16 protein-coding genes are annotated in these 23251 nt (G+C 76.2%); 6 read left to right on the forward strand and 10 right to left on the reverse strand.

What is annotated here, in order from left to right; genetic code table 11:
- Positions 1-57 precede the first annotated feature (57 nt).
- The 4 genes from recD to E8D37_RS07705 all read right to left on the reverse strand — a co-directional run bounded on the left by recD (position 58) and on the right by E8D37_RS07705 (position 9523).
- The gene (gene recD, locus E8D37_RS07690) at positions 58-1932 is read right to left on the reverse strand and encodes an exodeoxyribonuclease V subunit alpha (protein ID WP_136569201.1); all 1875 of its coding nucleotides are present in this window, start codon (positions 1930-1932) and stop codon (positions 58-60) included.
- Positions 1929-5489 carry a UvrD-helicase domain-containing protein gene (locus E8D37_RS07695; protein WP_136569202.1) on the reverse strand — a complete coding sequence of 1187 codons (3561 nt, stop codon included), beginning with the start codon at positions 5487-5489 and terminating at the stop codon, positions 1929-1931. The genes recD and E8D37_RS07695 overlap by 4 nt, the downstream gene beginning before the upstream one ends.
- Complete coding sequence (gene recC / locus E8D37_RS07700; protein ID WP_136569203.1) at positions 5489-8863, reverse strand: exodeoxyribonuclease V subunit gamma; 3375 nt, start codon at positions 8861-8863, stop codon at positions 5489-5491. The genes E8D37_RS07695 and recC overlap by 1 nt, the downstream gene beginning before the upstream one ends.
- A gap of 72 nt (positions 8864-8935) precedes the next feature.
- Positions 8936-9523, reverse strand: a complete 588-nt coding sequence (locus tag E8D37_RS07705; RefSeq protein ID WP_136569204.1) for a PGPGW domain-containing protein — start codon at positions 9521-9523, stop codon at positions 8936-8938.
- Between the two features lie 59 nt (positions 9524-9582).
- Here E8D37_RS07705 and E8D37_RS07710 point away from each other — a divergent pair, with 59 nt between their 5' ends.
- Positions 9583-10101 (forward strand): GNAT family N-acetyltransferase, encoded by a 519-nt coding sequence (locus tag E8D37_RS07710; protein WP_240770269.1) that lies wholly within the window; start codon positions 9583-9585, stop codon positions 10099-10101.
- 5 nt (positions 10102-10106) lie between these two features.
- Here the strand turns inward: E8D37_RS07710 and E8D37_RS07715 are convergent, their stop codons facing one another.
- The 3 genes from E8D37_RS07715 to E8D37_RS07725 form a co-directional block, all read right to left on the reverse strand.
- Complete coding sequence (locus tag E8D37_RS07715; RefSeq protein ID WP_240770270.1) at positions 10107-11165, reverse strand: TerC/Alx family metal homeostasis membrane protein; 1059 nt, start codon at positions 11163-11165, stop codon at positions 10107-10109.
- A gap of 202 nt (positions 11166-11367) precedes the next feature.
- A complete protein-coding gene (locus E8D37_RS07720) occupies positions 11368-12894 on the reverse strand; it encodes a hypothetical protein (RefSeq protein ID WP_136569205.1) in 1527 nt (508 codons plus the stop codon).
- Between the two features lie 169 nt (positions 12895-13063).
- Positions 13064-13672: a TetR/AcrR family transcriptional regulator gene (locus E8D37_RS07725; protein WP_136569206.1), complete on the reverse strand. Its 609-nt coding sequence runs from the start codon at positions 13670-13672 to the stop codon at positions 13064-13066.
- Between the two features lie 147 nt (positions 13673-13819).
- On the opposite strand from E8D37_RS07725, the gene E8D37_RS07730 reads away from it, so the two are divergent.
- From E8D37_RS07730 to ilvA, 3 genes are all read left to right on the forward strand, one after another.
- Positions 13820-15022, forward strand: coding sequence for an acyl-CoA dehydrogenase family protein (locus E8D37_RS07730; protein WP_136569207.1), 1203 nt, complete (start codon positions 13820-13822; stop codon positions 15020-15022).
- 68 nt (positions 15023-15090) lie between these two features.
- Entirely contained in the window at positions 15091-15849 is a 759-nt protein-coding gene (locus E8D37_RS07735; RefSeq protein ID WP_136569208.1) for an SDR family oxidoreductase, read from the forward strand.
- Positions 15850-15937: 88 nt separating this feature from the next.
- The gene (gene ilvA, locus E8D37_RS07740) at positions 15938-17203 is read left to right on the forward strand and encodes a threonine ammonia-lyase IlvA (RefSeq protein WP_136569209.1); all 1266 of its coding nucleotides are present in this window, start codon (positions 15938-15940) and stop codon (positions 17201-17203) included.
- Positions 17204-17207: 4 nt separating this feature from the next.
- Here ilvA and E8D37_RS07745 read toward each other — a convergent pair whose 3' ends face one another.
- Positions 17208-18491 carry a PQQ-dependent sugar dehydrogenase gene (locus E8D37_RS07745; protein ID WP_136569210.1) on the reverse strand — a complete coding sequence of 428 codons (1284 nt, stop codon included), beginning with the start codon at positions 18489-18491 and terminating at the stop codon, positions 17208-17210.
- A gap of 243 nt (positions 18492-18734) precedes the next feature.
- Between E8D37_RS07745 and E8D37_RS07750 the strand changes: the two genes are divergently transcribed.
- Positions 18735-19943 carry a glycosyl hydrolase family 8 gene (locus E8D37_RS07750; protein ID WP_136569211.1) on the forward strand — a complete coding sequence of 403 codons (1209 nt, stop codon included), beginning with the start codon at positions 18735-18737 and terminating at the stop codon, positions 19941-19943.
- Positions 19944-20067: 124 nt separating this feature from the next.
- Here the strand turns inward: E8D37_RS07750 and E8D37_RS07755 are convergent, their stop codons facing one another.
- Positions 20068-20658, reverse strand: coding sequence for a MarR family transcriptional regulator (locus E8D37_RS07755; protein ID WP_136569212.1), 591 nt, complete (start codon positions 20656-20658; stop codon positions 20068-20070).
- Positions 20659-20714: 56 nt separating this feature from the next.
- Between E8D37_RS07755 and E8D37_RS07760 the strand changes: the two genes are divergently transcribed.
- Positions 20715-22781, forward strand: a complete 2067-nt coding sequence (locus tag E8D37_RS07760) for an MMPL family transporter (protein ID WP_136569213.1) — start codon at positions 20715-20717, stop codon at positions 22779-22781.
- On the opposite strand, the gene E8D37_RS07765 is transcribed toward E8D37_RS07760, so the two are convergent.
- Positions 22774-23073 carry a hypothetical protein gene (locus E8D37_RS07765; protein ID WP_136569214.1) on the reverse strand — a complete coding sequence of 100 codons (300 nt, stop codon included), beginning with the start codon at positions 23071-23073 and terminating at the stop codon, positions 22774-22776. The two genes, E8D37_RS07760 and E8D37_RS07765, sit on opposite strands and share 8 nt — an antisense overlap.
- Positions 23074-23251: the final 178 nt, after the last annotated feature.

Here is a 23251-nt window from a genome sequence, read left to right on the forward strand (position 1 = left end):
CCCCGCGTCCCGGAACCGCCCCCGCTTCGGGGAGTGGACGCCGAGCCCCCTCGCGGCCTACTGCCCGAGCGCCGCCGAGAGCCGCCCCACCAGGCCCGTCGCCCGCGCCGCCTGCGTGCCGACGGCCGCCCGGACGGCGTCCGCCGACCCGATCACCCGCACGTGCGCCTGGGCGCGCGTGAGCGCCGTGTAGAAGAGCTCGCGCGTGAGCACCCGCGAGCCGGCCGGCGGCAGCAGCACCGTGACCGAGCGCGCCTGGCTGCCCTGCGCTTTGTGCACCGTCATGGCGTGCATGGTGTCGACGTCCTGGAGCCGGCCGGGCGCGAGCTCGCGCGCCCCGTCGGAGCCGCTGATCCATGCCCGCAGCCGCCCGTCGGAGCGCTGGACGGCGATCCCGGTCTCGCCGTTGTAGACGTCCAGGGCGTAATCGTTGCTCGTCACCAGCAGCGGCCGCCCGGGGTACCAGCCGCCGAGCCCGGGCGCGCCGACCTCCTCCGCCAGCCACGCCTCGACGCGCCGGTTCCAGGTGCGCACGCCCGCGGGCCCCTCCCGGTGCGCGCACAGGAGCCGGTGCTCCTCCAGCAGCTCCAGGGCGCCCGCGTGGTCGCCCGCCAGCGCCCGCTCGCGCAGCGCCCGGGCGTGGGAGACCAGGAGCGGACGCAGGTGCTCGGCCGCGTCCTCGTCCTCCTCGATCTCCACGAGCTCGACCTCGTCGCCGCCCGCCCGCAGCCCGGCCAGCACCTCCTCGGCGTCCCCGGCGCGCAGCGCCTCGGCGACCGCCTTGATGTGCTCGGTCGAGCGGTAGTTCGTCGTCAGCGCCGCCACCGGCGACGACTCCGTCTCGCGGCCCTCGGTGAAGCCGCGGACCACGTCGGCCAGCACCGCGCCCGCCCCCACCGAGGTGAGCTGGCGGGGGTCGCCCACCAGGACCAGCCGGGTGCCCTCCCGGACGGCCTCGAGCAGCCGCCCCATGAGCATGAGGTCGACCATCGAGCACTCGTCCACGACCACCACGTCGTGCGGCAGCCGGTTGCCGCGGTCGTGCCGGAACCGCGTGGCGTTGTCGCGCCGCCAGCCGAGCAGGCGGTGCAGCGTGGTGCCGGTCGGGTCGCCGAGCGCCGCCCGGTCGGCCGGGTCGAGCCGCGCCAGCTCGTCGACGACCGCCTCCTCCAGCCGCGTCGCCGCCTTGCCGGTGGGCGCGGCCAGCGCGACCGAGAGCCGGCGTCCGTGCCGTTCGGGGTCGGCCGCCGCCTGGGCCGCCAGCAGCACCAGTAGCCGGGCGACCGTCGTCGTCTTGCCGGTGCCGGGCCCGCCGGTGAGCACCGTCGTCCAGGAGCGGACGGCCTGGACGACCGCCGCCTCCTGCTCCGTGCCGAGCCGCCCGTCGCGCACCCGCTCCAGCGAGGCGGCCAGCACCGCCTCGTCCACCCGTGGCGGCGGGGCGTCCCAGCGGGTCAGCAGGTCGTCGGCGACCTGGGTCTCGAGCCGGTGGTAGCGGTCCAGGTAGAGCAGGTCGCCCTCGAGGCGCAGCGCGCCGGCGCCGAGCAGCGGGCTCGCCGCCAGGGCGTCCCGCCAGGCGTCCGGTGCGGGCCAGGCGACGGCCGCCGCCGCGCGCAGCGCCGCCCGGGTCGGCTCGTCGGCGCCGTCGGCCTCCGCCGCGTCGGCCGCCTCGGCCAGCTCGGTGGCCAGCCCCCGCGCGGCGGCGGCGGGGTCGACGCACACCGAGCCCCGGCGCAGCCCGCGCACCGCGAGCGCGACCGCCAGCGCGACGTCCTCGTCGGTCTCGCCGCCCAGCGCCGTCAGGCGGGTGGCGACGTGCACGTCCGTGGCCTCCAGGACCCCGACGGCGTTGAGCGTCGCCAGGACGCCGGTGGCGCGGGTGGCACGACGGGCGTCGTGCGGGTCCAGCAGCTCCGGCCTCGCCTCGCTCATCGGGCTCCGCCCTTCCTCGTCCGTGCCGCGGGGGTCGGCTCGGGTGTCTGCGCGGGTGCCGCGAGCCGCCCGTCCAGCAGGTCCGACATCTCCTCGAGCAGCGCCACCGGCGGCCGCCAGGTGAAGACCCCGCACGGCTCGCCGTCCACCCGCGGGGTGTCGGGCCCGCAGAGCCCGCGCAGGTACAGGTACAGGACGCCGGCCAGGTGCCGCTCCGGGTCGTAACCGGGCTGCCGCCACCGCAGGAAGCGGTGCAGCACCACGGCGTACAGCAGCGCCTGGAGCGGGTAGTCGGAGTGCTCCATCGCCTCCACCAGCGCCGCCGGGCGGTACGCGTGCGCGGTGAGCGGCTCGTCGCGCGAGCCCAGCCAGTTCGTCTTGTAGTCGACCACGAGGTAGCGCGGCTCGGCGGCCGTCCCCACGCGCAGGACGACGTCCACCGACCCGGTCAGGTAGCCCCGCAGCGGCTGGGCGCCCAGCGGCGTGGGCGGGCCGGACGGGTCGGGCAGCAGCGCGTCGGCGAACCGCCCCACGGGGTCGTCGGCGGGCAGGTGCCGGCGCAGCAGCGGCGCGAGGTCGGCCAGCAGCACCCGGGGCACGTCGTCGCCGCGCACGGTGTCGCCGCCGGCCAGAGGCAGCTCGAAGTCCATCTCGCGCAGCCGGTCGCGCAGACCCAGCGAGCGCAGCGTCCGCTCCTCCGCGACCGGGCCGAGCGGGGTGTCGCACACGGCGACGAGGGCGTCGACCAGCTCGTCCGCGTCCAGCTCCACCGGCCACCACCCGCGCTGCTCGGCCACGTGCGCCGCCAGCTCGGCCCGCAGGTCGCCGCCGTGGTCGGGGGCGGCCGGGTCGGCGTGCTCCAGCACCGCGTGCACGAGCGAGCCGAAGGTCGCACCGACGGGGAGCCCCGCCATCGGCGAGAGCACCTGCGTGGTGGGGTCCTCCGCATCCGCGCGGGTGGGGCTCAGCCCCACCGGGTCGGACTCGTCGTCCTTGCCCAGTACGTCATGGCCCAGCCCGTCCGGCTCGCTGCCGACCCCGTCCAGCGGGACGGGCGCCCCGGCGGACACGGAGGCGCCCTCCGCGAGGCCGCCGACCAGCGGTCCGGTCTCCGCGCCGTGGGCCAGCGCGCTGTAGGAGGTCCGGCGCCAGGCCGCGTCGATGACGCGGTCGAACGTGCGGGCGGACAGGGTGCCGGGGGACGGCTCGGGCGGCAGCGCGCCCACCTCGGCCACCAGCGCGCGCTCGAGCACGGGCCCGCCCTGCTCCTGCCAGGCGCGCAGGGCGGGGACGACCTGCTCGTCGGTGGGCAGCGACGGGGCGTCACGGACCTCCGCCGCGCCGGGGGCCCGGGACAGCAGCCGGTGCAGCGGGGAGGCCATGGTGTTGGTCGTCGGCGCCCACCAGAGCACCACCTGGCCCTGCGCGCGGGTCGCGGCGACGTAGGCGAGGCGCAGCGACTCCCCCGCGTCCTCCTGCTTGGCCCGGGCCAGGTTCGCGTCCCAGCCGCCGGCGCCGGACGGGCCGCCGGCACCGCCGACGTCCAGGCACCGCCGCCCGCGCTCGTCGTGGAACCGCGCGGTGGACTGCTTCCCGCTGACGAACCGGTCGGCCAGCGAGGGCAGGTAGACCACGGGGTACTCCAGGCCCTTGCTCGCGTGGATGGTGACGAGCTGGACCGCCGAGGCGTCGCTGTCGAGGCGCCGCGTCCGCTCGTCGCCGCCGGAGCGGGACTCGGCCTCGACGACCTCGCGCCGCAGCCACGCCAGCAGCGTCACCACGCCGAGCCGCTCGTTCTGGGCGACCTCGTGGAGCACCTCGCCGAGGTGGCGCAGGTCGGTGAGCAGCCGCTCCCCGCCCTCCCGGGCCAGGACCCGCTCGGGCATCCGCGCCGCGCCCGCCGACTCCAGCACCGCGGCGACCCCGCGGCGGGCGACGAGCTCGGCCCACCCGCGCAGCCGGTCGGCCACGGTGTCGGTCAGGGACTCCCCGCCGGCGTCCAGGTCCTCCGCGGAGTACCCGAGGAACGGGGTGAGCGCCGCCGACCGGACGCGGGTGCTGCGGTGCGGCTGCTCGAGCGCCTCCAGCAGCGTCGTCCAGGCCCGCGCGGCCGGGGTCAGGAACAGGCTGCCGCCACCGGCGACGACGGCACGGATGCCGACCTCGTCCAGCGCGGCCTGCACGCCCTGCAGGTCGGCGTGCCGGTGGCAGATGACGGCGACGTCGCCCTGCACCACCGGGCGTCCGTCCCAGGTGGCGCCCGAGGCGAGGAGCCCGTGGACGTCCGCGGCCAGGTCGCCCCAGACGCGCTCGCGGACCTTCCCGACGGGCACGGGCCGGGTGGCCGCCTTGCCGTCGAAGGCGTCCTGGCGGGTCAGCGCGCGCAGGCGCAGCGGCGGGAGGGGAGCCCCGTCCGCCCCGCGCAGCCGGCTGCCCTTCTTCTCCGCCTCGACGGGGTGCACGGCGATGCGGGGGTCGCCGAGCTCGGCACCCCCCAGCAGGACGCCGAGGGAGGCGACGAGGCCGGGGTCGCTGCGCCAGTTCGTGGCCAGCGTCCGCTGCTCGCCCGCGGTGGCGGCCGCCGCGAGGTAGGTGTGGACGTCGCCGCCGCGGAAGGCGTAGATCGCCTGCTTGGGGTCGCCGATGAGGACCATCCGGGCGTGCCCGCTGAAGGCCCTGTCGAGCACGGCCCACTGGACGGGGTCGGTGTCCTGGAACTCGTCGACGAGCACCACCGACCACCGCTGCCGCATCCGCAGGCGGGCCGGGGCGTCCTCGGCCTCCAGCGCGTCCGCGAGCTGCCCGAGCAGGTCGTCGTAGGAGAGCAGGCCGAGGCGGCGCTTGCGCACGTCGACCTCGGCCCGCACCGCGCGGGCGAACGAGGCCCGACGCAGGGCCGCGGCGCTGCGCGTGGGGTCCTCGGCCTCCGGGAGCAGGTGCGACTGCGGGTCGTTCACCGCGGCCCGGGCGATCCCGAGCGCCTCGGCACGACCGAACTCCGGGCCCTCGTCCGCCCACGCGAACGCGCGCAGGTACAGGTCGTCCGCGGCCTCGACGACGAGGTCGTCCAGGTCCTCAACGAGCCGGGCCCGGGAGTCCGTGTCGCCGGCGACGCCGAGGGAGTCCAGGACGAGCCCGCAGAACTGGTGCGTGGTGGCGATCGTGGCCGCGTCGAAGTCGGCCAGCGCGCGGGCGAGCCGGCGGCGGCGCAGGGTTCGCACGGCGGTGGGCGCGTCCCGGAGCCGACGCAGCAGCGGGGCGTCCTCCGGTGGCTCCGGGGCGTCCTCGGCGAGCGCCTCAGCGGCCGCGGTGAGCTGGGCGTGCACGCGCTCGCGCAGCTCCTGGCTCGCGGCCCGCCCGAAGGTGACGACGAGCATCCGCTCCAGCGCGACGCCCTCCTCGGCCACCATCCGGGTCACCAGTGCCCCGATGGTCCAGGTCTTGCCGGTGCCCGCGCTGGCCTCGAGCAGGGTGGTGCCCACGGCCGGGAGGGGGCCCCGGGCGGCGTCGAACGGCTCCGGCGCGCTGCTGCGCCTGCCGTGCCTCGGCAGCTCCATCAGTGACCCAGCCTCTCGTTGCCGTCGAGCAGCGGGAGCCACACCCGCCGGGCGAGGTCCGCCATCCCCGCGTCGAGCAGGACGCCGAGGGGCGCGCTCTCGCCGAAGGCCAGCCGGTGCGCGGGGTCGGCGTCCTCGCCCTCGATCCCGAGCGGGTGGTGGGGGTCGGTGACCCACTCCTTGCCGGCCGCGGTGGCCGGGTCGGCGCCGTGGTCCCCGGAGTCCCGCTGCCGCTCGGCGTCCGCCCAGGCGAGCCCGGTCGCCAGCGGCAGCGGCAGCGGCCGCGTGCCGCCGAGCTCGTAGAGATCCACCAGGCCGCGCAGCCACTCGGTGGCGCGGTGGTCGACCGGGCCCAGGAGGGTCTGCTGCGGCCCGGCCTGCCCGCGGCCGACCGCGTGCGCCGTCCAGTGCTGGTCGGAGCGCGCCGCGGAGAGCGCCAGGAGCGAGACCCAGGCGGTGAGCCGCTGACGGGCCTTGACCCGCGAGAACCCGACCGAGAGCAGCCGCGAGCCGTGCACCGGCCCCACCGTGCCGACCAGCCGGCGGCCGTCGCCCAGGTCGACGTCGATGTCGAGGGTCCGGGCGGGCTCCCCGCGCAGCGGCGCGGTCACGTCCACGACGGCCTGTGCCTGCCGCCCGATCGCCGTGACCGTCCGGAGGCCGAGGGTCCCCGGCGGGAGGCTGCCCGAGAGCTGCTCGGCGCGCACCAGCGCGTCCGGCGGCGAGCCGGCCAGCACCGCGCGGAGCAGCCGGTCACCGACGTGCCACTTCTCCAGCGCGTCCAGCTCGACCGGGAGCGCGTCCTCGACCTCGGCGGCCCGCAGCGGCGTGCTCACGTCGAGCCGCTGGCGCAGGAAGTGCCGCACGGGATGGGTGAGGAAGTCGGTGAGCTCGGCGACCGAGACCTCCTGTCGGGGCCGGGCGGGGAGGGGGCGCCGGGGGTCGAGCAACGGCGGCACCGGGAGCGGCGGACGCTGCGCCGCCCGGGCGCCGGCGAGGGCCGTCCGGTCGAAGCTGAAGGGCTCGGGCCGGGCCGTCACCAGCGCACCGGGCACGAAGTTGGCCGCGTCGTGCGGCTGGAGGCGGTGCCGGGTGAGGACGTGCTCGCGCACCGGCTCCGCGCACGTGCGGTCGGCCGCGTCGAGCAGCTCCTGGAGGGGCACCGACGGCGGCCGCACGGCCCCGGAGTGCTCGGTGGCCCCGGTGTAGGTCAGCACGAGGGTCTCGGTGGCCGCGGTGACGGCGTCGAGCAGCAGCTGCCGGTCCTCGCTACGCAGGTCGCGCTCGCCCGTGAGCGGGTCGCGGGCCAGCACGTCGTCGCCGTCGGCGCTCACCGCCCGCGGGAACGTGCCGTCGTCCAGGCCGAGCAGGCACACCACGCGGTGCGGCACCGAACGCATCGGCACCATCGTGCAGACCGTGATGGTGCCGGTGCGGAAGCTGGAGCGCGTCGGGCGGCCCGCCAGGCGCGAGGCCAGAAGCGCACGGACGTCGGCCAGGCGCAGGTCGGTGCCGGTGCCGGCGGCCTCGCCCGCGGCACTCGCCGAGGCCGCCGCCTGGGCGAGCTCACGCTCGAGCTGGGGCAGCTGCCAGGCTGCGTCCGCGTCGGGGAGCGCCAGGTCGCGCACCGCGCCGCCCAGCACGTCCAGCCACGTCCGCACGTCGACCGCGGTCGTCAGCCCCTCCAGGCAGGCCCCCAGCCGGTCCAGCAGCTCGGCGAGGCGGCCGGCCAGCGCCACCTCGGAGCTGCCCACGTCGTCCAGCGGGAGGGCGGGACCCAGGTGGGTGTGCTCGTCGCCGGGCACGGCCACGCCGAGGAGCACGCGGTCGACCCCCCAGCGCCAGGTGTGCGTCTCGAAGCGCTCCATGTGGAACGGCGCGCGGCCGGCCGCGTCCAGGCCCCAGCGCACGCCGGCGTCGCCGACCCAGCGGGCCACCCGCTCCAGGTCGTCGTCGGAGAGGCCGAAGCGGGCCCGCACGACGGGGTGGGCCACCAGGTCGAGCACCTCCGAGGCCGTGACCCGGCCGCCCGCGAGCTCCACCAGGTCGGCCGCCAGCCCCAGCAGCGGGTTGGTGGAGGAGAGCGCCCGGTCGGCAAGCCGCACGCGCAGCCGGTGCCCCGGGTGGGCGGGCGCGCCCGCGTCCTCGACCGCCTCGCCCAGGCCGAACGCGGCGGAGACGAGGGGGGCGTAGGACTCCACGTCGGGGGTCATCACCAGGATGTCGCGCGGCTCCAGCGTCGGGTCGTCGGCGAGGAGCCCCACGAGCACCTCGCGCAGCACCTCGACCTGGCGGGCCGGGCCGTGGCAGGCGTGCACCTGGAGGCTGCGGTCGGCCGGGTCGAGGGCGCGGGTCGCCCGCTCCGCGTGCGTGGGCGCGTGGTTGGCCCGCAGGTCCGCCTGCAGCCGCGACAGCAGGGTCGGCGTGGTCGGCGGCGCGGGGTCCGGGTGCACGTGCTCGTGGTCGGCCACGCCGTGGAGCGTGCGCCGCAGCTCGCGGGTGTCGCGCCCCAGCGCCGCGAGCAGCGGGTGCCCGACCAGGACGTCGCTCTCGTCGTCCGCCCGCAGGACCGGACCGCCCAGCGCCCCCAGCGCCTGCCACAGCGGCTCGGAGGCCTGCGGCAGCCACAGGTGGACGTCGTGGTGCACGCCCAGCGCCGAGAGCAGCGCGACCTCGGTGGCCGGCAGCCGGGTGTGGCCGAACAGCGACAGCCGCACGGGGAGGTCAGGCGCCGGGCCCGCCCGCAGCGCCTCCAGCGCCTCCGCGTGCCGCACGTGCGGCGCCTCGACGCCCGACTCGGCGCGCACTCGGGCCGCGACGCGGCGGAACAGCTCCGGCTGCCACGCCAGGTCGTCCGGCAGCCGGCCGCCCAGGCCGTCCCCCGAGCCGCCCTGCGCCCAGTCGGCGAGCAGCGCCGGCCGCTGCACCCCGTAGGCGCCGAGCAGCCGGGCCAGCCGGTGCGCGACGGCCCAGCGGCGGTTGCGCCGGGTCTCCCCCTCCGGCCCGGCCACCCCGTGCCCGAGGTGCCGGGCGAGGGGCGCGCACCAGGGCTCGCCGAGCGAGGCGTCGATCGTGGCGAGCAGCGGCCAGACCAGCCGGTCCGGCGCCCAGGGGTCGTCGCGCTCCCGCCCCAGCACCAGCGAGACCAGCGACCCGGGCGTGAGGAAGCGGACGCCGGCGCACACGCCGTCCCCCCGCCCCTGCGCCGCGCCCAGGCGGTGCGAGAGCCGCTGCGTGAGCCAGCGCTCCACGCCCCGCGCCGGGACGACGACGACCTCCTCGGCGAAGGGGTCGTCGGCGGGCACGGCGAGGAGCTCGCCGAGGGCCTCGGCGAGCGCGTCGGTGCGGGCGGCACGGTGCAGGTGGAGCGACATCGACGCCGACCCTAGGCCCCCGCACCGACAGGCGTGGCGGAAGCACCGCCACGCCTGTGGAGGACGCCGGTCTCAGGCGGAGCGGCGGCCCTGCACGTCGTCCTGCACGTCGCCCTGCCCCGCCTGCGGCCGCTGCGCCTGCCGACGCTCGTCACGGTGCTGCTCGCGCTCGGCCCGCTTGTCCTCGGTGCGGCGCTGCTGCTCGCGGTACTCGGCCTCGATCTGCGCCATCTCCGAGGGGTGCCCGCGGAAGCGACGCAGGCTCCACACGATGAGGACCGCCGCCAGGACGCCGGAGCCGATGAGCGTGATGCCCGTGACCAGGCCGCCGGGCAGCCACCAGGTGTCCGAGACCGGCCACCAGGAGGGCACCGCCGGGCCCACGATCCAGACCACGCCCCAGGCGACCAGCCAGAGGGAGAGCAGGCCCGAGAAGGTCACGCGCCAGGCGGAGTCCACCGACTCGGCGGCGCTCTTGAGCGCGCGGTACTTCAGGGGCGCGAGGCGCCGCTCCGCCCACTCGTACTGCTGGGACAGGAGCGCGACGCCCGCGAAGAGCATGAGCAGCCCCGGGCCCGGGAGGAACAGGGCCGCCACGCCCGCCACGACGAGGAGCCACCCCAGGGTCTCGAGGACCACCCGCTTCGCTGCACCGGTCATGGCTCCATCCTCCCCGGCCCGCCAACACCCCACCGGGCGTGCCCGCTAGCCTCGCGGCCGTGAGCGGCGCCGGGACGAACCTCCTCATCACCGTGGACGACGTGCGCGACCCGGAGGTCGTCGCGTTCCTCGAGGCGCACGTGACGCAGATGCGCAGCATCTCGCCGCCGGAGTCGGTGCACGCCCTGGACGTCGAGGCCCTGCGCGGGCCGGCGATCACCTTCTTCGTGGCGCGGGACGCGGAGACCGGCGAGCTGCTCGGCACCGCGGCGCTCAAGGCGCTCGCCGACGACGCGGCGCCGGAGGGTGGGCACCTCGAGCTGAAGTCGATGCGCACCGCCCCGCACCGCCGGGGCGAGGGCCTCGGCGCGGCGGTGCTCGTCCACGTCCTGGCCCACGCGCGTGCCGCCGGGGCGGCGCGGGTCAGCCTGGAGACGGGCGCGGAGGACTTCTTCGCCCCCGCCCGCGCGCTGTACCTGCGCCACGGCTTCGTCGTCACCGAGCCGTTCGCGGACTACCGCCCCGACCCGCTCAGCGTGTTCCTCACGCTGGACCTCGCCCTCCGCCACGGGGGCTGACGCGCTCACGCGTCCGCGCCCTCGCGCTCGGCCTTCGCGGCCCGCTCGGCCCGCGACGAGGCCACCAGCGACGTGACCGTCGTGAGCGCCAGGATGCCCACGATCACGCCCAGCGAGGCCAGCGTCGGCACCTCGGGGACGCCGTGCCAGGTCATGTGGGCCCAGTGCAGCACCAGCTTCACACCGATGAAGACGAGGATCGCGGCCAGGCCGTAGGACAGGTGCACCAGCTTCGCCAGCGCCCCCTCGATGACGAAGTACAGGGCGCGCAGGCCCAGCAGCGCGAAGGCGTTGGTGGCGAACACGAGGTAGGGGTCACCGGTGATGCCGTAGACGGCCGGGACGGAGTCCACCGCGAAGACGATGTCGGTGGCGAACACGGCGATGGTGACCAGGGCGAACGGGGTGAGCGCGCGACGCCCCGCCTGCTTCACGGTGAGCCGCGGACCCTCGTAGGTGTCGGTGACGGGCAGGACGCGTCGGACCAGCCGCACCACGCGCATGCTGTCGACGTCGACCTCGTGGTCGTCGTGGCCGGTGAGGGCGTCGCGCAGCAGCTTCACGCCGGTGACCAGCAGCACCGCGCCGAAGACGAGGAACACCCAGTCCCACCGCTGCAGGGCGGCGGCGCCAAGGGCGATGAAGAGGCCACGCAGGACGAGCGCGCCGACGATGCCGTAGAGCAGCACCCGCTGCTGGAGCTCGCGGGGCACGGCGAAGGCGGCCAGCAGCAGCATGAAGACGAAGAGGTTGTCGACCGAGAGCGACTTCTCCACCAGGTAGCCGGTGTAGTACTCGGTGCCGGTGGTGGAGCCGAAGGACGCCCAGACGTAGACGCCGAAGGCCAGCGGCAGCGCCACGTAGAACAGCGACCAGCCCACGGCCTCCTTCACGGAGACCTCGTGCGGACGGCGGGTCGCCAGGAAGTCGACGACCAGCAGCAGCACGACGGCGCCGAGGGTCAGGGCCCACAGCGTGGGGGTGCCGACGGACTCGATGGCCAGCGGGGCCGGCGGGGCCAGGGCCGGCGCATGGGTCAGCGACAGGGACAGTGACGAGGTCACGGGTGCTCCTCAGGGTCGGGACGCGCGCAGCGTCCGATCACTGAGGTCTCCCCCGACCCGAGGCGATCTCGGGCGCCGCCCGGGACCGCCTGTGGAGGCCGTCGTACTGACCGGGTCGAGCTTGGGTGGGGTACTCCCCTCGCCGCACAGCATAGGGGACGCACAGCGCTCGGCCCACCCCTCCGGGTCCTCGCCGGCGCCCTCAGACGTCCCGCACGCGCGCGCCCTGGCCCAGCCACCAGCGCGCCGCGCCGGCCACGTCGGGGTCCTGGCTGCGGGCGAGGGTGTGCAGCAGCGGGTGGTCGGCCATGCCGGCGGCGTAGGTGGCGGCCCGCGCGCTCGCGGGCGTCTCCACGGCGGCCAGCAGGACGTCGTCCGGGATGTGGTCCCCCACGATTCCGCTCACCAGGAGCCCGAGGCGGTGCCGGTCGCCCTGGTCGTCGCGCCAGGCGGCCAGCGCGGTGGGCACGCGGACGTCGACCAGCCCGACGAGCCGACGGCCGGCCCGCTCCCGGACCGCGGGGTCGGGCGAGGTCACCGCGATCTCCGCGACCGCGTCGGCCACCGCCGCGCGCAGCGGCTCGATCGACGTGCACAGGAACGCGGCCGTGAGGGCCCGGCTCTCGGGCCCGCCGGCGATGATCTCCCAGATCAGCCGCGTGAGCAGCGGCTGCGGGGGCAGCGTCAGTCGGTCGCAGACCACGTGGCTCTGGTGCTCGCAGGCGTTCCACGCGAGGTTGCCCGAGCGGTTGCCCGGGTCGGGGGTGGAGACCGTGGGGCTCGGCGCGTGCGCCAGCCGCCCCCGGATGCGCTGCAGGTCCGCGGAGGGCAGCAGCCGCAGCAGGTGCGAGAGCCACCGCCACGGCCCGGTGCCCGGGCGCGCCTCGTTGTAGGCCTTGGCCAGCCGCTCGACGTGCGGGGTCCAGAAGCCGCGGTCGCCGGAGACCTCGGCCATCGTCTCGAGGGTGAGGCAGGCGCCCTGGACCACCCACGGACGCTGGTCGTCCAGCAGGTCCAGCGCCCACGCGGCGGCCTGGGGGTCCACGGCCTGGCCCACGATGCTGAGCGGGTCGTTGACCACCTGGACGTGCGGGTCGGCGATCATCCGGCGCACCGCCTCGAGCACGATCCCGCCGTAGGCGCTGCGCCGCAGCAGCGTGAGGGCGTCGTAGCGGGCCGCGTAGCCCCGGCCGACGGCGCGGCCGGCCTCGGAGAGCAGACGGCCGACGAGCTCCAGCGCGAGGTCCCGCGGGAGCCCGATGTTGCCGGGCAGCGCGAGCGCGCGGGCCCAGGCGAGCCACTCGGCGCCGTCCGCGGTGCCGGCGAGGACCGGCGCGTGCAGCCGCTGCATCTCCTCGACCGTGGTGACGGGGTCCCCGGGGTCGCGGTCGGCCGGCGCGTAGGCGAACGTGCGGCACATGACGTCGATCGCGGAGCGCAGGGACGCCGGCGGGAGACGCAGCACCCGCTCGTAGGCGTCGACCAACCCGCCGTCCCGCACGACCCCGGTCTCGAGGCGGTGCAGGGAGGAGGAGGACGTGGCCAGGCCCTCCACGCCGAGACGCTCGACCATGTCGGAGAGCCGCGACGCGGACCCGTCCCCGGCGGTGAGCCGGGCCATCCGCAGCAGCCACCCGACCCGCACCGGGACGTCGACCGCAGCACCGTTCAGCGGTGTGGTGTCCTCCAGCGGCTTCAGCGGCGCCCCTCGCGCCTGCTCGGTGACCATGGCGGTACCTCCTAGGACCGCCGTCCCCACGTCAGCGGCTATTACCACTGAACCAGTGACCGGACCAGACAGGAACGCCTTTGAACCGATTTCTTTACCTGTCTGGTCCTTTCCTGTGCGTTCATCGCACCGTCCTTGACCGTGCGGGACGTCAGGACTAAGAGCCGGCTCAGCGCTCCAGCAGGCCGTGGGCGACCAGGTCGGCCAGCGCGCGGTAGGCGTGCGCGTCGTCGAGCCCGGAGGCCTCGGTCACCGCACCGGTCTGGATGCCCTCCATCACCCGCGCCACGGCGGCGCCGACGAAGGCCGCGTCCACCGGCCGCAGGGCGCCGGCGGCGACGCCGTCGTCCACGAGCGAGCGGACCCGGGCCGCGGCCGCGGCCGTGTTGCGGCGGTAGACCTCCCGGGCACCCGCGTGGGCGGCGAGGTCCGCGCGGAACGCCGGGCCGGCCGGGGCGAGCGCCTCGGCGACGGCCAGCAGGTAGGCGGTGATCCGGCGGGCCGGGTCCCGCTCGGCGTCCACCTTCTCCTCGACGAACCGCGTGCACTCGCGGAAGTACCGGTTCACCGCCGTGCTGACGATGCGCTCCTTGGAGTCGGCCACCAGGTACAGCGTGCTGCGCGAGCAGTGCAGCCGGGCGGCCAGGTCGCCGACCCCGAACGCGCGGAAGCCCTCGGCCAGGAACAGCGCCACCAGGTCGGCGAGCAGCTCGTCACGACGGGCGGCACGGCGCGGGGACGGCGGCTCGGGATCGAGCTCCACGGTCGTTCCGGCCATGACGACGACTCTAGGCCGTCACCTGACGGGCCGGCGGCGGACCCGGGCGGGCTCGGGGAGGAGCCTGGCCAAACGAGTACCAGGATGCGTACCGTGGTACTCGTCACGTACCCGTGACGTCCGCTCCCACGCCCACGGAGGTCACCGATGCCCGCCCGCCGCGTCCTCGCCGACGACACGTCCGTCGACCTGCTGCGGCTCGTCCGCAGCATCGCCACCGAGCAGCTGGCCCCGCGGGCCGCCGAGGCCGAGGCGGAGGAGGCGTTCCCCCGCGACGTGTTCGCCTCCCTCGGCGCCACCGGCCTGCTGGGCCTGCCGTACCCGGAGTCGCTGGGCGGTGCCGGGCTGCCGTACGACGTCTACCTCCAGGTCCTGGAGGAGCTGGGCTCGGTCTGGGCCTCCGTCGCGGTCGGCGTCTCCGTCCACACGCTCTCGTGCTTCCCGCTGGCCCGGTTCGGCACCGACGAGCAGCGCGCCCGCTGGCTGCCCGACATGCTGGCGGGCGACCGTCTCGGCGCCTACTGCCTCTCCGAGCCGCACGCGGGCTCCGACCCGGCCGCGATGCGCACCACCGCTCGCCGCGAGGGCGACTCCTACGTCCTGGACGGGGCCAAGGCGTGGACGACGCACGGCGGCCACGCCGACTTCTACACCGTCATGGCGCGGACGTCCGAGGAGCGCAACGGCATCTCCTGCTTCCTGGTCCCCGCCGACTCCCCCGGCCTCACCGCGGACCGCCCCGAGCGGAAGATGGGCCTGACCGGGTCCGCGACGGCGACCATGCGCCTCGACGGCGTCCGGGTGCCCGCCGACCGCCTCGTGGGCGCGGAGGGCGACGGGCTGCGGATCGCCCTGGCCGCGCTCGACGCCGGACGGCTCGGCATCGCGGCCGTGGCCACCGGTCTCGCGCAGGGCGCGCTCGACCTCGCGCTCGGCTACGCCCGGGACCGCGAGACGTTCGGCCAGCGCATCCTCGACCACCAGGGCGTCGCCTTCCTGCTCGCCGACGCGGAGGCCGCCGTCGTCTCCGCCCGCGCCACCTACCTCTCCGCCGCCCGGCTGGCCGACGCCGGCCTGCCCTACGGCCGGGAGGCCTCGGTCGCGAAGCTGGTCGCCACCGACAACGCCATGAAGGTCACCACGGACGCCGTGCAGGTGCTGGGCGGCTACGGCTACACCCGGGACTTCCCCGCCGAGCGGTACATGCGCGAGGCCAAGGTGATGCAGATCTTCGAGGGCACGAACCAGATCCAGCGCGTCGTCATCAGCCGCTCGCTCGACCGGGACGCGACGCGACCCAGCGGTACGGTCGACCAGCTGCCGGCGCCTCGCCTGGCCGCGCACGCCTGACCCACCCCGACCGTCCGACCCCGCCACCGTCCGACCCGCCCACCTTCTGAGAAGGGACCCCACCCCGCATGCAGGTCACCGACACCGCCGCGATCGTCACCGGCGCCGCCTCCGGCCTCGGCGCGGCCACCGCCGCCCGCCTCGCCGCCGCGGGCGCCCGCGTCTTCGGCCTCGACCTCCCGGACGCCGTCGCCGCGGTCCCGGCCGTCGACGGCGTCACCTACGTCCCCACCGACGTCACGGACGCCGACCAGGTCGACGCGGCCGTCGCGCAGGCCGTCGCCTCGGGGCTGCCGCTGCGGGTGGCGGTCAACTGCGCCGGCATCGGGCCGTCCATGCGCATCCTGGGCCGCAAGGGCCGCCACGACCTGGCCTTCTACGCCAAGGTCGTGCAAGTGAACCTCGTCGGCACGTTCACGGTGCTCACCGTGGCCGCCGAGGCGATGGCCGCGACCGAGCCCCTGGCCGACGGCCAGCGCGGCGCCATCGTCAACACCGCGAGCGTCGCCGCCTTCGAGGGCCAGGTCGGCCAGGCCGCGTACGCCTCCTCCAAGGGCGGGGTGGTCGGCCTGACGCTGCCCGCCGCCCGCGACCTCGCGCAGCACGGCATCCGGGTCAACACGATCGCGCCCGGCATCATCGAGACCCCGATGCTCGCCACGGTGTCGGAGGAGTTCCGCGCGGGCCTCGCCGCCGGAGTCCCGTTCCCGCAGCGGCTCGGCCGCCCCGAGGAGTACGCCGACCTCGCGCTCTTCCTCGTCGAGCACGACTACCTCAACGGCGAGACCGTCCGGATGGACGGCGCGCTCCGGATGGCCCCTCGCTGAGCACCCCTGTGCCTGCGCGCTCGGCAGTGGGGCCCGGTCGGGCCCCTCTGCCGAGCGCGGCCCGGGTGAGGTCTGTCAGGCTGGTCGGGTGCACCTCCCCACCGCCGCCGACGTGGACGCCGCGGCCGACCGGCTCGCCGGCGTCCTCACCCCCACGCCCCTGCACCGCAGCGAGCGGCTCTCCGCCGCCACCGGGTACGACGTGTGGCTCAAGCGGGAGGACCTCCAACCGGTCCGCTCGTACAAGGTGCGCGGCGCCTACCACCTGATCAGCGGCCTCTCCGAGGAGGAGAAGGCCCGCGGCGTCACCTGCGCCTCCGCCGGCAACCACGCCCAGGGCGTGGCGCTGGCGTGCGCGCGGGCCGGCGTGCGGGCCCGCGTCCACCTGCCCCGCACCACCCCGCGGCAGAAGCGGGAGCGGGTCGCGGTCCTGGGTGGCGACCTGGTGGAGGTCGTCATCGGCGGCGACACCTACGACGACGCGGCCGCCGCGAACGCGGCCTTCGCGGAGCGCACGGGCGCGACCAACGTCCCCGCGTTCGACGACCCGCGGATCGTCGCCGGTCAGGGGACCGTGGCCACCGAGCTCCTCGCCCAGCTCGCCGAGGCCGGCGTGGGCACGCCGGACGCGCTCGTCGTGCCCGTCGGCGGCGGCGGGCTCGTGGCGGGCTGCCTCACCGTGCTCGCGGCGCGGGCGCCCGAGGTCCTGGTGGCGGCCGCCGAGCCCGCGGGCGCGGCCTCGATGGCCGCGGCGATCGAGGCGGGGGCACCCGTCGAGCTCGCGAGCGTCGACGGGTTCGTGGACGGCGCGGCCGTCCGGCGCGTCGGGGACGCGACCTACGCCGTCGTCGCCGCCCACGCCCCGCGCCTGCTGGCCGTCCCCGAGGGCGCCGTGTGCGTGGAGATGCTCGACCTGTACTCCTCCGACGGGATCATCGCCGAGCCCGCGGGCGCGCTCGCCACGGCGGCGCTCGCGCAGCTCGACGAACTCGGCCTCGAGCCCGGGGCCACCGTGGTCGCGATCGTCTCCGGCGGCAACAACGACGTCTCGCGCTACGCCGAGGTGGTGGAGCGCGCGCTCGTCCACGAGGGGCTCAAGCACTACTTCCTCGTGGAGTTCCCGCAGGAGCCGGGCGCGCTGCGACGCTTCCTGGACGAGGTGCTCGGGCCGGACGACGACATCACGCTGTTCGAGTACACCAAGCGCAACAACCGAGAGACCGGGCCGGCTCTGGTCGGTGTCGAGCTCGGCGCCGCGGGCGACCTGGCCCCGCTGCTGGCGCGGATGGACGCCAGTCCGCTGGTCGTCACGCCCGTGCCGCCCGACTCGCCGCTGTTCCGGTTCGTGACCTGAGCGATCAGGTGACCAGCCGCAGCCGCACCAGGCGGTCGTCGCCGGCGCTGGGGGTGGTCCGGCCGTCCGTGTTCGAGCTGCCGAGCCAGAGGCTGCCGTCCGGGGCGGCGGCGACGAGCCGGAGCCGCCCGTAGCGTCCGGCCAGGTACTTCTCCACGTGCCCCTTCCGGGGACCCCGCAGCACCACCGCGTACACGCACTGGCCCTGGAGCGTGGCCAGCCACGCGCGCCCGGCGGCGACGGCGATGCCCGAGGGCGAGGCGTCGTCGGTGGCCCACTGCGTGAGGGGGTCGCGGTAGCCGCCCCGCCCGTCGGAGCCCTCGACGTACGGCCAGCCGTAGTTCCTGCCGCCCACGACCCGGTTCAGCTCGTCGGCCGTCTTGTCGCCGAACTCCGAGGCCCAGAGGGTGGAGCCGTCGAACGCGAGGCCCTCCACGTTGCGGTGCCCGATCGTCCACACCGGGTTCCTCCACGGGTTGCCGCGCGGCACCGAGCCGTCCTCGGCGATGCGCAGGATCTTGCCGTTGAGCGAGGCGGTGTCCTGCGCGTCCGAGGAGACCTCGGCGTCCCCGGTGCCGACGTAGAGGTGGCCGTCGGGGCCGAAGGCGAGCGCGCCGCCGTTGTGGTGGATCGAGCTGTTGATGCCGTCGAGGAGGACGTGCGGACGACCGAGCCGGCCGCCCCGGTACCGCATCCGCACCACCTGGTTCCCGCTCGCGGTGGACCGGTAGGCGTAGAGCCACGGCCGCCGCGGGTAGTCCGGGTGCAGCGCGAGCCCGAGCAGCCCGGCCTCGCCGAGCTCGGCGACGTTCGAGACCACCCCCGGCACCGTGCCGACCGAGCGACGCCGCCCCTCCGGCGTGATCCGGTGGACGTGCGCGGTGTCCCGCGACCCCACCAGGGCCGACCCGTCGGGCAGGAACGCGATCCCCCACGGCACGTTGAGGTCCGTGGCCAGCGTGCGGCCGACGCGCACGTCGACCGTGCGCGGCACCGCCCTCGAGCGGGATGTCGAGGTGGGGTCGGAGGTGGGCGTCCGAGAGGGGGTCGACGACGCCGAGCCGCCCGCCGAGTCGGACGGGGACGGCGAGGCGGTCACCGTCGTGGTCGCGCCGCTCGCCTCCCCCGACGGTCCCGTCGTCGACCCCGTGTCGAAGGAGCACGCCGCGAGCGCCTCCGCGGCCGCGACCCCCAGGCCCAGGCCGCCGGCCGCCCGCAGCAGGGCGGAACGGGAGAGGGCGGAACGGGAGAGGGCGGCGCGGGCAGGGTCCGGACGCGTCGGGCGCATGCGCCCAGCCCACCACGTCCCGGGAGCGGGCGGAAGGCGTCGGGCCAGGTCACAGGCCAGGCACACACAGGGCGGGCACAGGGCGCGGGCGGGCGCCCGCCGCGTCCTCGTGAGGCCCGCCACCCCGGCGTGCGCCACGCCGGGCAGGCCTGGGGAGGCGGTCGTCCGTCTCGTACGGTGGCTGCACCGCGGGCCGATCGGCTCGCGGTCCCGGGCACCGGGGCCGGTGCGGGAGGAGCGTCGATGAGCCGCGCAGCACGACAGGCGGTGACGGCCGTGGCGGTCGTCGTCCTCGTCGTGGCCGCGCTCGTGCTCGTGCGGGCGGTCAGGAGCGGGGACGACGTGACGAGCACCCCCGCGGACCCGACCACCACCGCCGCCGACGGCACCTCGGCGGCGCAGTACTTCCTCGACACCTACGTGGACGCCGACGGCCGGGTCGTGCGCCGCGACCAGGGCGACGACACGGTGAGCGAGGGGCAGGCCTACGCGATGCTCGTCGCCGTCGGCAGCGACGACGAGGACACGTTCGACGCGGTCTGGTCGTGGACGCAGGCGCACCTGCTGCGCAGCCAGGACGGCCTGCTGAGCTGGCACTGGTCCGGCGGCGAGGTCGTGGACGCGTCCTCGGCCTCCGACGCCGACCTCGACGCCGCCCGAGCACTGGTACTGGCCGGGCAGAAGTGGGGCGACGACAGCCTCACCCGGGCCGGTGTCGACCTGGGGACGGCGATCCTCGACCACGAGACCGTGAGCACGCCCGCGGGCCTGGTGCTGGTCGCCGGGCAGTGGGCCACCTCGTCCAGCCCGTACTGGTTCAACCCGAGCTACGTCTCGCCCGCGGCCATGCAGGTGCTGTACGCGGCGAGCGGGGACTCCCGCTGGACGTCGCTCGAGGCCGGCTCGAACGCGGCGGTGCGGGCGGCGACGGTGGACGGCCAGCTCACGCCCGACTGGGCCACCATCGACGACCAGGGCAACGCCTCGCCGAGCGCCTCGCCCAGCGGCGCCGCCGCCGTCTTCTCCTACGACGCGGCCCGCACCCTCGTCCGCAACGCGGAGTCGTGCAGCAGCGACGACACCGCGATCACCGCCGCGCTCGCGGCGATCCTGGGCACCTCCGGGGAGGCCTACGGCACCTACTCGCTGGACGCGCAGCCGCAGACCTCGGACCTCTCGGCCCTCACCGCCGTCGCCCAGGCCGCCGGCGCGGCCGTCACCGGCGACGACGCCACGGCCGAGGCGAAGCTCGCCGAGGCCCGGTCGATCGTGGCGCAGGGCTCGACCTACTACGGCGCCGCCTGGGCCGCCCTCGGCTCGATCATGCTCACGACGGACGCGCTGGGCGGCTGCCCGCCGCTCGCCGACGACGCCTCGAGCAGCGCCACGACCTCCCCGACGCCGACCCCCACCGAGTCGGCCACCGCCTCGGTCAGCTCCGCCGACGCCTGACGCACTCCCCCGAGACGTCCGCGCGCGCCCCTGCGCTGCAGCGAGGATGACGAGGTGCCGTCGGTGCCGAGCCGGGGAGCGACGGGCAGGGGGTACGAGCCCGAGAACATGCGCCCGGAGGGCGCTAGTCCAACTCAGCCAGCTCCTCGAACGCCTCCCGCGCCCCGTCGAGGTACCGCGCGACGACGGCGCGCTCGTCGTCGGTGAAGCCGGCGTCGAGGCGGGCGAGCACGGAGAACATGGGCAGCAGGTGCGCGAGGACCTCCTCGCGGCCGGAGTCGGTCACGTGCAGCTCGACGCGGCGCCGGTCGGAGGGGTGGGCGCGGCGCTCGGCGTGGCCGTGGGCCTCGAGGCGGTCGCCGAGGCCGGTGGCGGCGGCGGTCGAGACGCCGAGGAGGCGAGCCAGCTCGGCGGGGCCGGCGGGGGCGGCGACGAGCCGCTCGAGGGCGACGAGCTCGGACTCGCCGAGGCCGGCGCGGCGGGCGACGGCCGGGCGGACCTTCCCGGCGGCGGTGACGGCGCGGCGGAGCGCGCGGAGGGAGTCGGTCTGCTCCCAGGCGTCCACGAAGCCGGTCGCGGGCCGCGCGGGCGCGCCGCCCCCAGCCTCGGGGGCCCCGCCCCCGGAGACCCCGCCCCCGGAGACCCCACCGCCGGAGACCCCACCGCCGGGCGCGCCGGGGCCCCGGTCGGGTGAGCCGGGCTCGACGTCTGCCATCGTGTACTTAACCTGCTTAGCAACTAGGGGACCGAAACAAGATGAGGCAGTCTGACATGGACCACACACCCTCCTGGGCGACCTGGACGACGCGACGCGGCTGGGCCTGGGTCGCGGCGCTCCTCCCGCTGGCGTTCGCGGTGGCGATGATCGCCGGGCTCGGCAGCGCCACCCACGAGAGCGCGACCACGGACACCCTGCCTGCGGGCTACGGCTCGACGGAGGCGGCGATCCTCGAGGACTCGCTGCCCGACGACGCCGGGGCCACCGCGATCGTCCTGTGGACCTCCGACGACGGCACCCTCACCAAGGCCCAGCAGAAGAGCATCACCGCCTCGCTCTCGGACCTCACCAGCGACGCCACCGCCACCCTCCCGGCGGCCCTGGTCTCCGACGACGGCACCGCCGCCGTGCTCCCGGTCGTGCTCACGGGCGGCTCCGCCTCGGCCGTCGAGGACCAAGTCACCGCGCTGCGCGACGCCCTGCGCGCCGACGTCCCCGACGGCGTGAGCGTGGCCGTCACGGGCCCGGCCGCCATCCAGGCCGACCTCGCCCAGGTGTTCTCCGGCGCCGACGTGACGCTGCTGGCGACCACCGCGCTGGTGGTGGCCGTGCTCCTCGTCCTCACCTACCGCAGCCCGGTGCTGTGGATCGTCCCGCTCGCCGTCGTCGGCGCGGCCGACCAGCTCGCGAGCGTCCTCGCCACCCACGCGATGGCCGCCACCGGCCTGGCCTGGGACGAGTCGACGACCGGCATCCTCTCCGTGCTCGTCTTCGGCGCGGGCACGGACTACGCCCTCCTCCTCATCTCCCGCTACCGCGACGAGCTCCGGCGGGAGGAGGACCGCCACCGCGCGATGGCCCGCGCGCTGCACCGCACCGCCGAGGCCGTCCTCGGCTCCTCCTCGACCGTCGTCGTCGGCGTCCTCTGCCTGCTCCTCTCCCTCACTCCCACCACCCGCGGGCTGGGGCTCGCCTCCGCCGTCGGCGTGGTCGTGGCCGCCGTGATGGTGCTCGTGGCACTGCCCGCCGCGCTCGTGCTCTGCGGCCGCTGGGTCTTCTGGCCGAAGGTGCCCCACGTGGGCACGCCCACCTCGGAGGAGACCGCGAAGGTCTGGGGACGCGTCGGGCAGGCCGTCTCCCGCCGGCCGCGCACCGTCCTGGCTGCCGGCATCGTCCTCGTGGCCCTCTGCGCCTCGCCCGCCCTCGGCCTGCGGACCGGGCTGAGCGCCGCGGAGCAGTTCCTCGACACCCCGGAGTCGATCAGCGCGGCCGAGCGGCTCGCCGACTCCTTCCCGTCCGGCTACTCCGAGCCGGCCACGGTCCTCACCACGGACGACGCCGACACGGTGCTCGCCACCGTCCAGGCCTCGGCGGGCGTGAGCTCGGCGTCGGAGTCCACCTCAGCCGACGGGGTCACGGAGATCGAGGCCGTCCTCGACGCCACCCCGGGCACGGACGCGGCGGGCGACGCCGTGGAGACCCTGCGCTCGGACCTGGCCGACGCGGGCCTCACCGGCACCTACGTGGGCGGCTCGGACGCCGAGCGGATCGACGAGGCCGCGGCGGCGACGCGCGACCGGCTGGTCATCTTCCCGCTGGTGCTCGCGCTGGTGCTGGTGGCCCTCGTGGCGCTGCTGCGCTCGCTGCTGGCGCCGCTGCTGCTGGTGGCCACCGTGGTGGCGACGTTCGGCAGCGCGCTCGGGCTCGGCTGGCTGCTCTTCACCCGGGTGCTCGGGTTCGAGGCGCTCGACGTGTCCACGCCGCTGTTCGCGTTCCTGTTCCTGGTCGCGCTCGGCGTCGACTACAACATCTTCCTCATCACGCGGACCCGCGAGGAGGCCGCGCGGCACGGCACCCGGGAGGGCGTCCTGCGCGCCCTCTCGGCCACCGGCGGGGTGATCACGAGCGCCGGCATCCTGCTGGCCGCGGTGTTCGCGGTCCTGGGGGTGCTGCCGCTCGTGGTGCTCGCCCAGCTCGGCGTGGTCATCGGCATCGGCGTCCTGCTGGACACCCTGCTCGTGCGCACGATCATCGTGCCGGCGCTCGTCCTCACGCTGGGCGAGACGTTCTGGTGGCCCGCGAAGCCCCGGCTCCGCGAGACCCCGGCCGAGGTCAGCTGACGAGGACGACCAGCAGCGCGAGGCCGAGGAGGCCGGTGCCGACCAGCGCCCACGTGCGGGCGCTGCTCATGCCGGCCACCAGCACGATCGCCGCGACGACGGTGACGAGCACGGCCGCGCCGAGCATCGCCGTGCCGAGCACCAGGCCGAGGCCCAGCACGACCATCGTGGCGATGAGGAAGGTGTAGGTCGCCCGCAGCCCGGCCTCCGGGTCCCGCTCGGCGGCCAGGGCCGCGGGCGGCGGGGCGTCGAGGTGCCGGTGGACGTTGCGGGAGGAGTCGGGATCGATCACGGTCGTGCTCCGGGGGAGGCTGGCCCCGGTCGCCCGGGGCGGAACGGAGGGACGCGCAGGCGTCCCCGGTGACTCATTCTTTCCCCACTGGGTAGGGACTTACGTCACCTTCTTGGTCACACTGCCTGATCCACGCCGACCAGACGGGTGGCCCGGGAGGGCCAGGACGCCCCAGCCG

Origin of the sequence: Nocardioides sp. GY 10127, from assembly GCF_004919085.1 — a bacterium.
Classification (GTDB): Bacteria; Actinomycetota; Actinomycetes; order Propionibacteriales; family Nocardioidaceae; genus Nocardioides.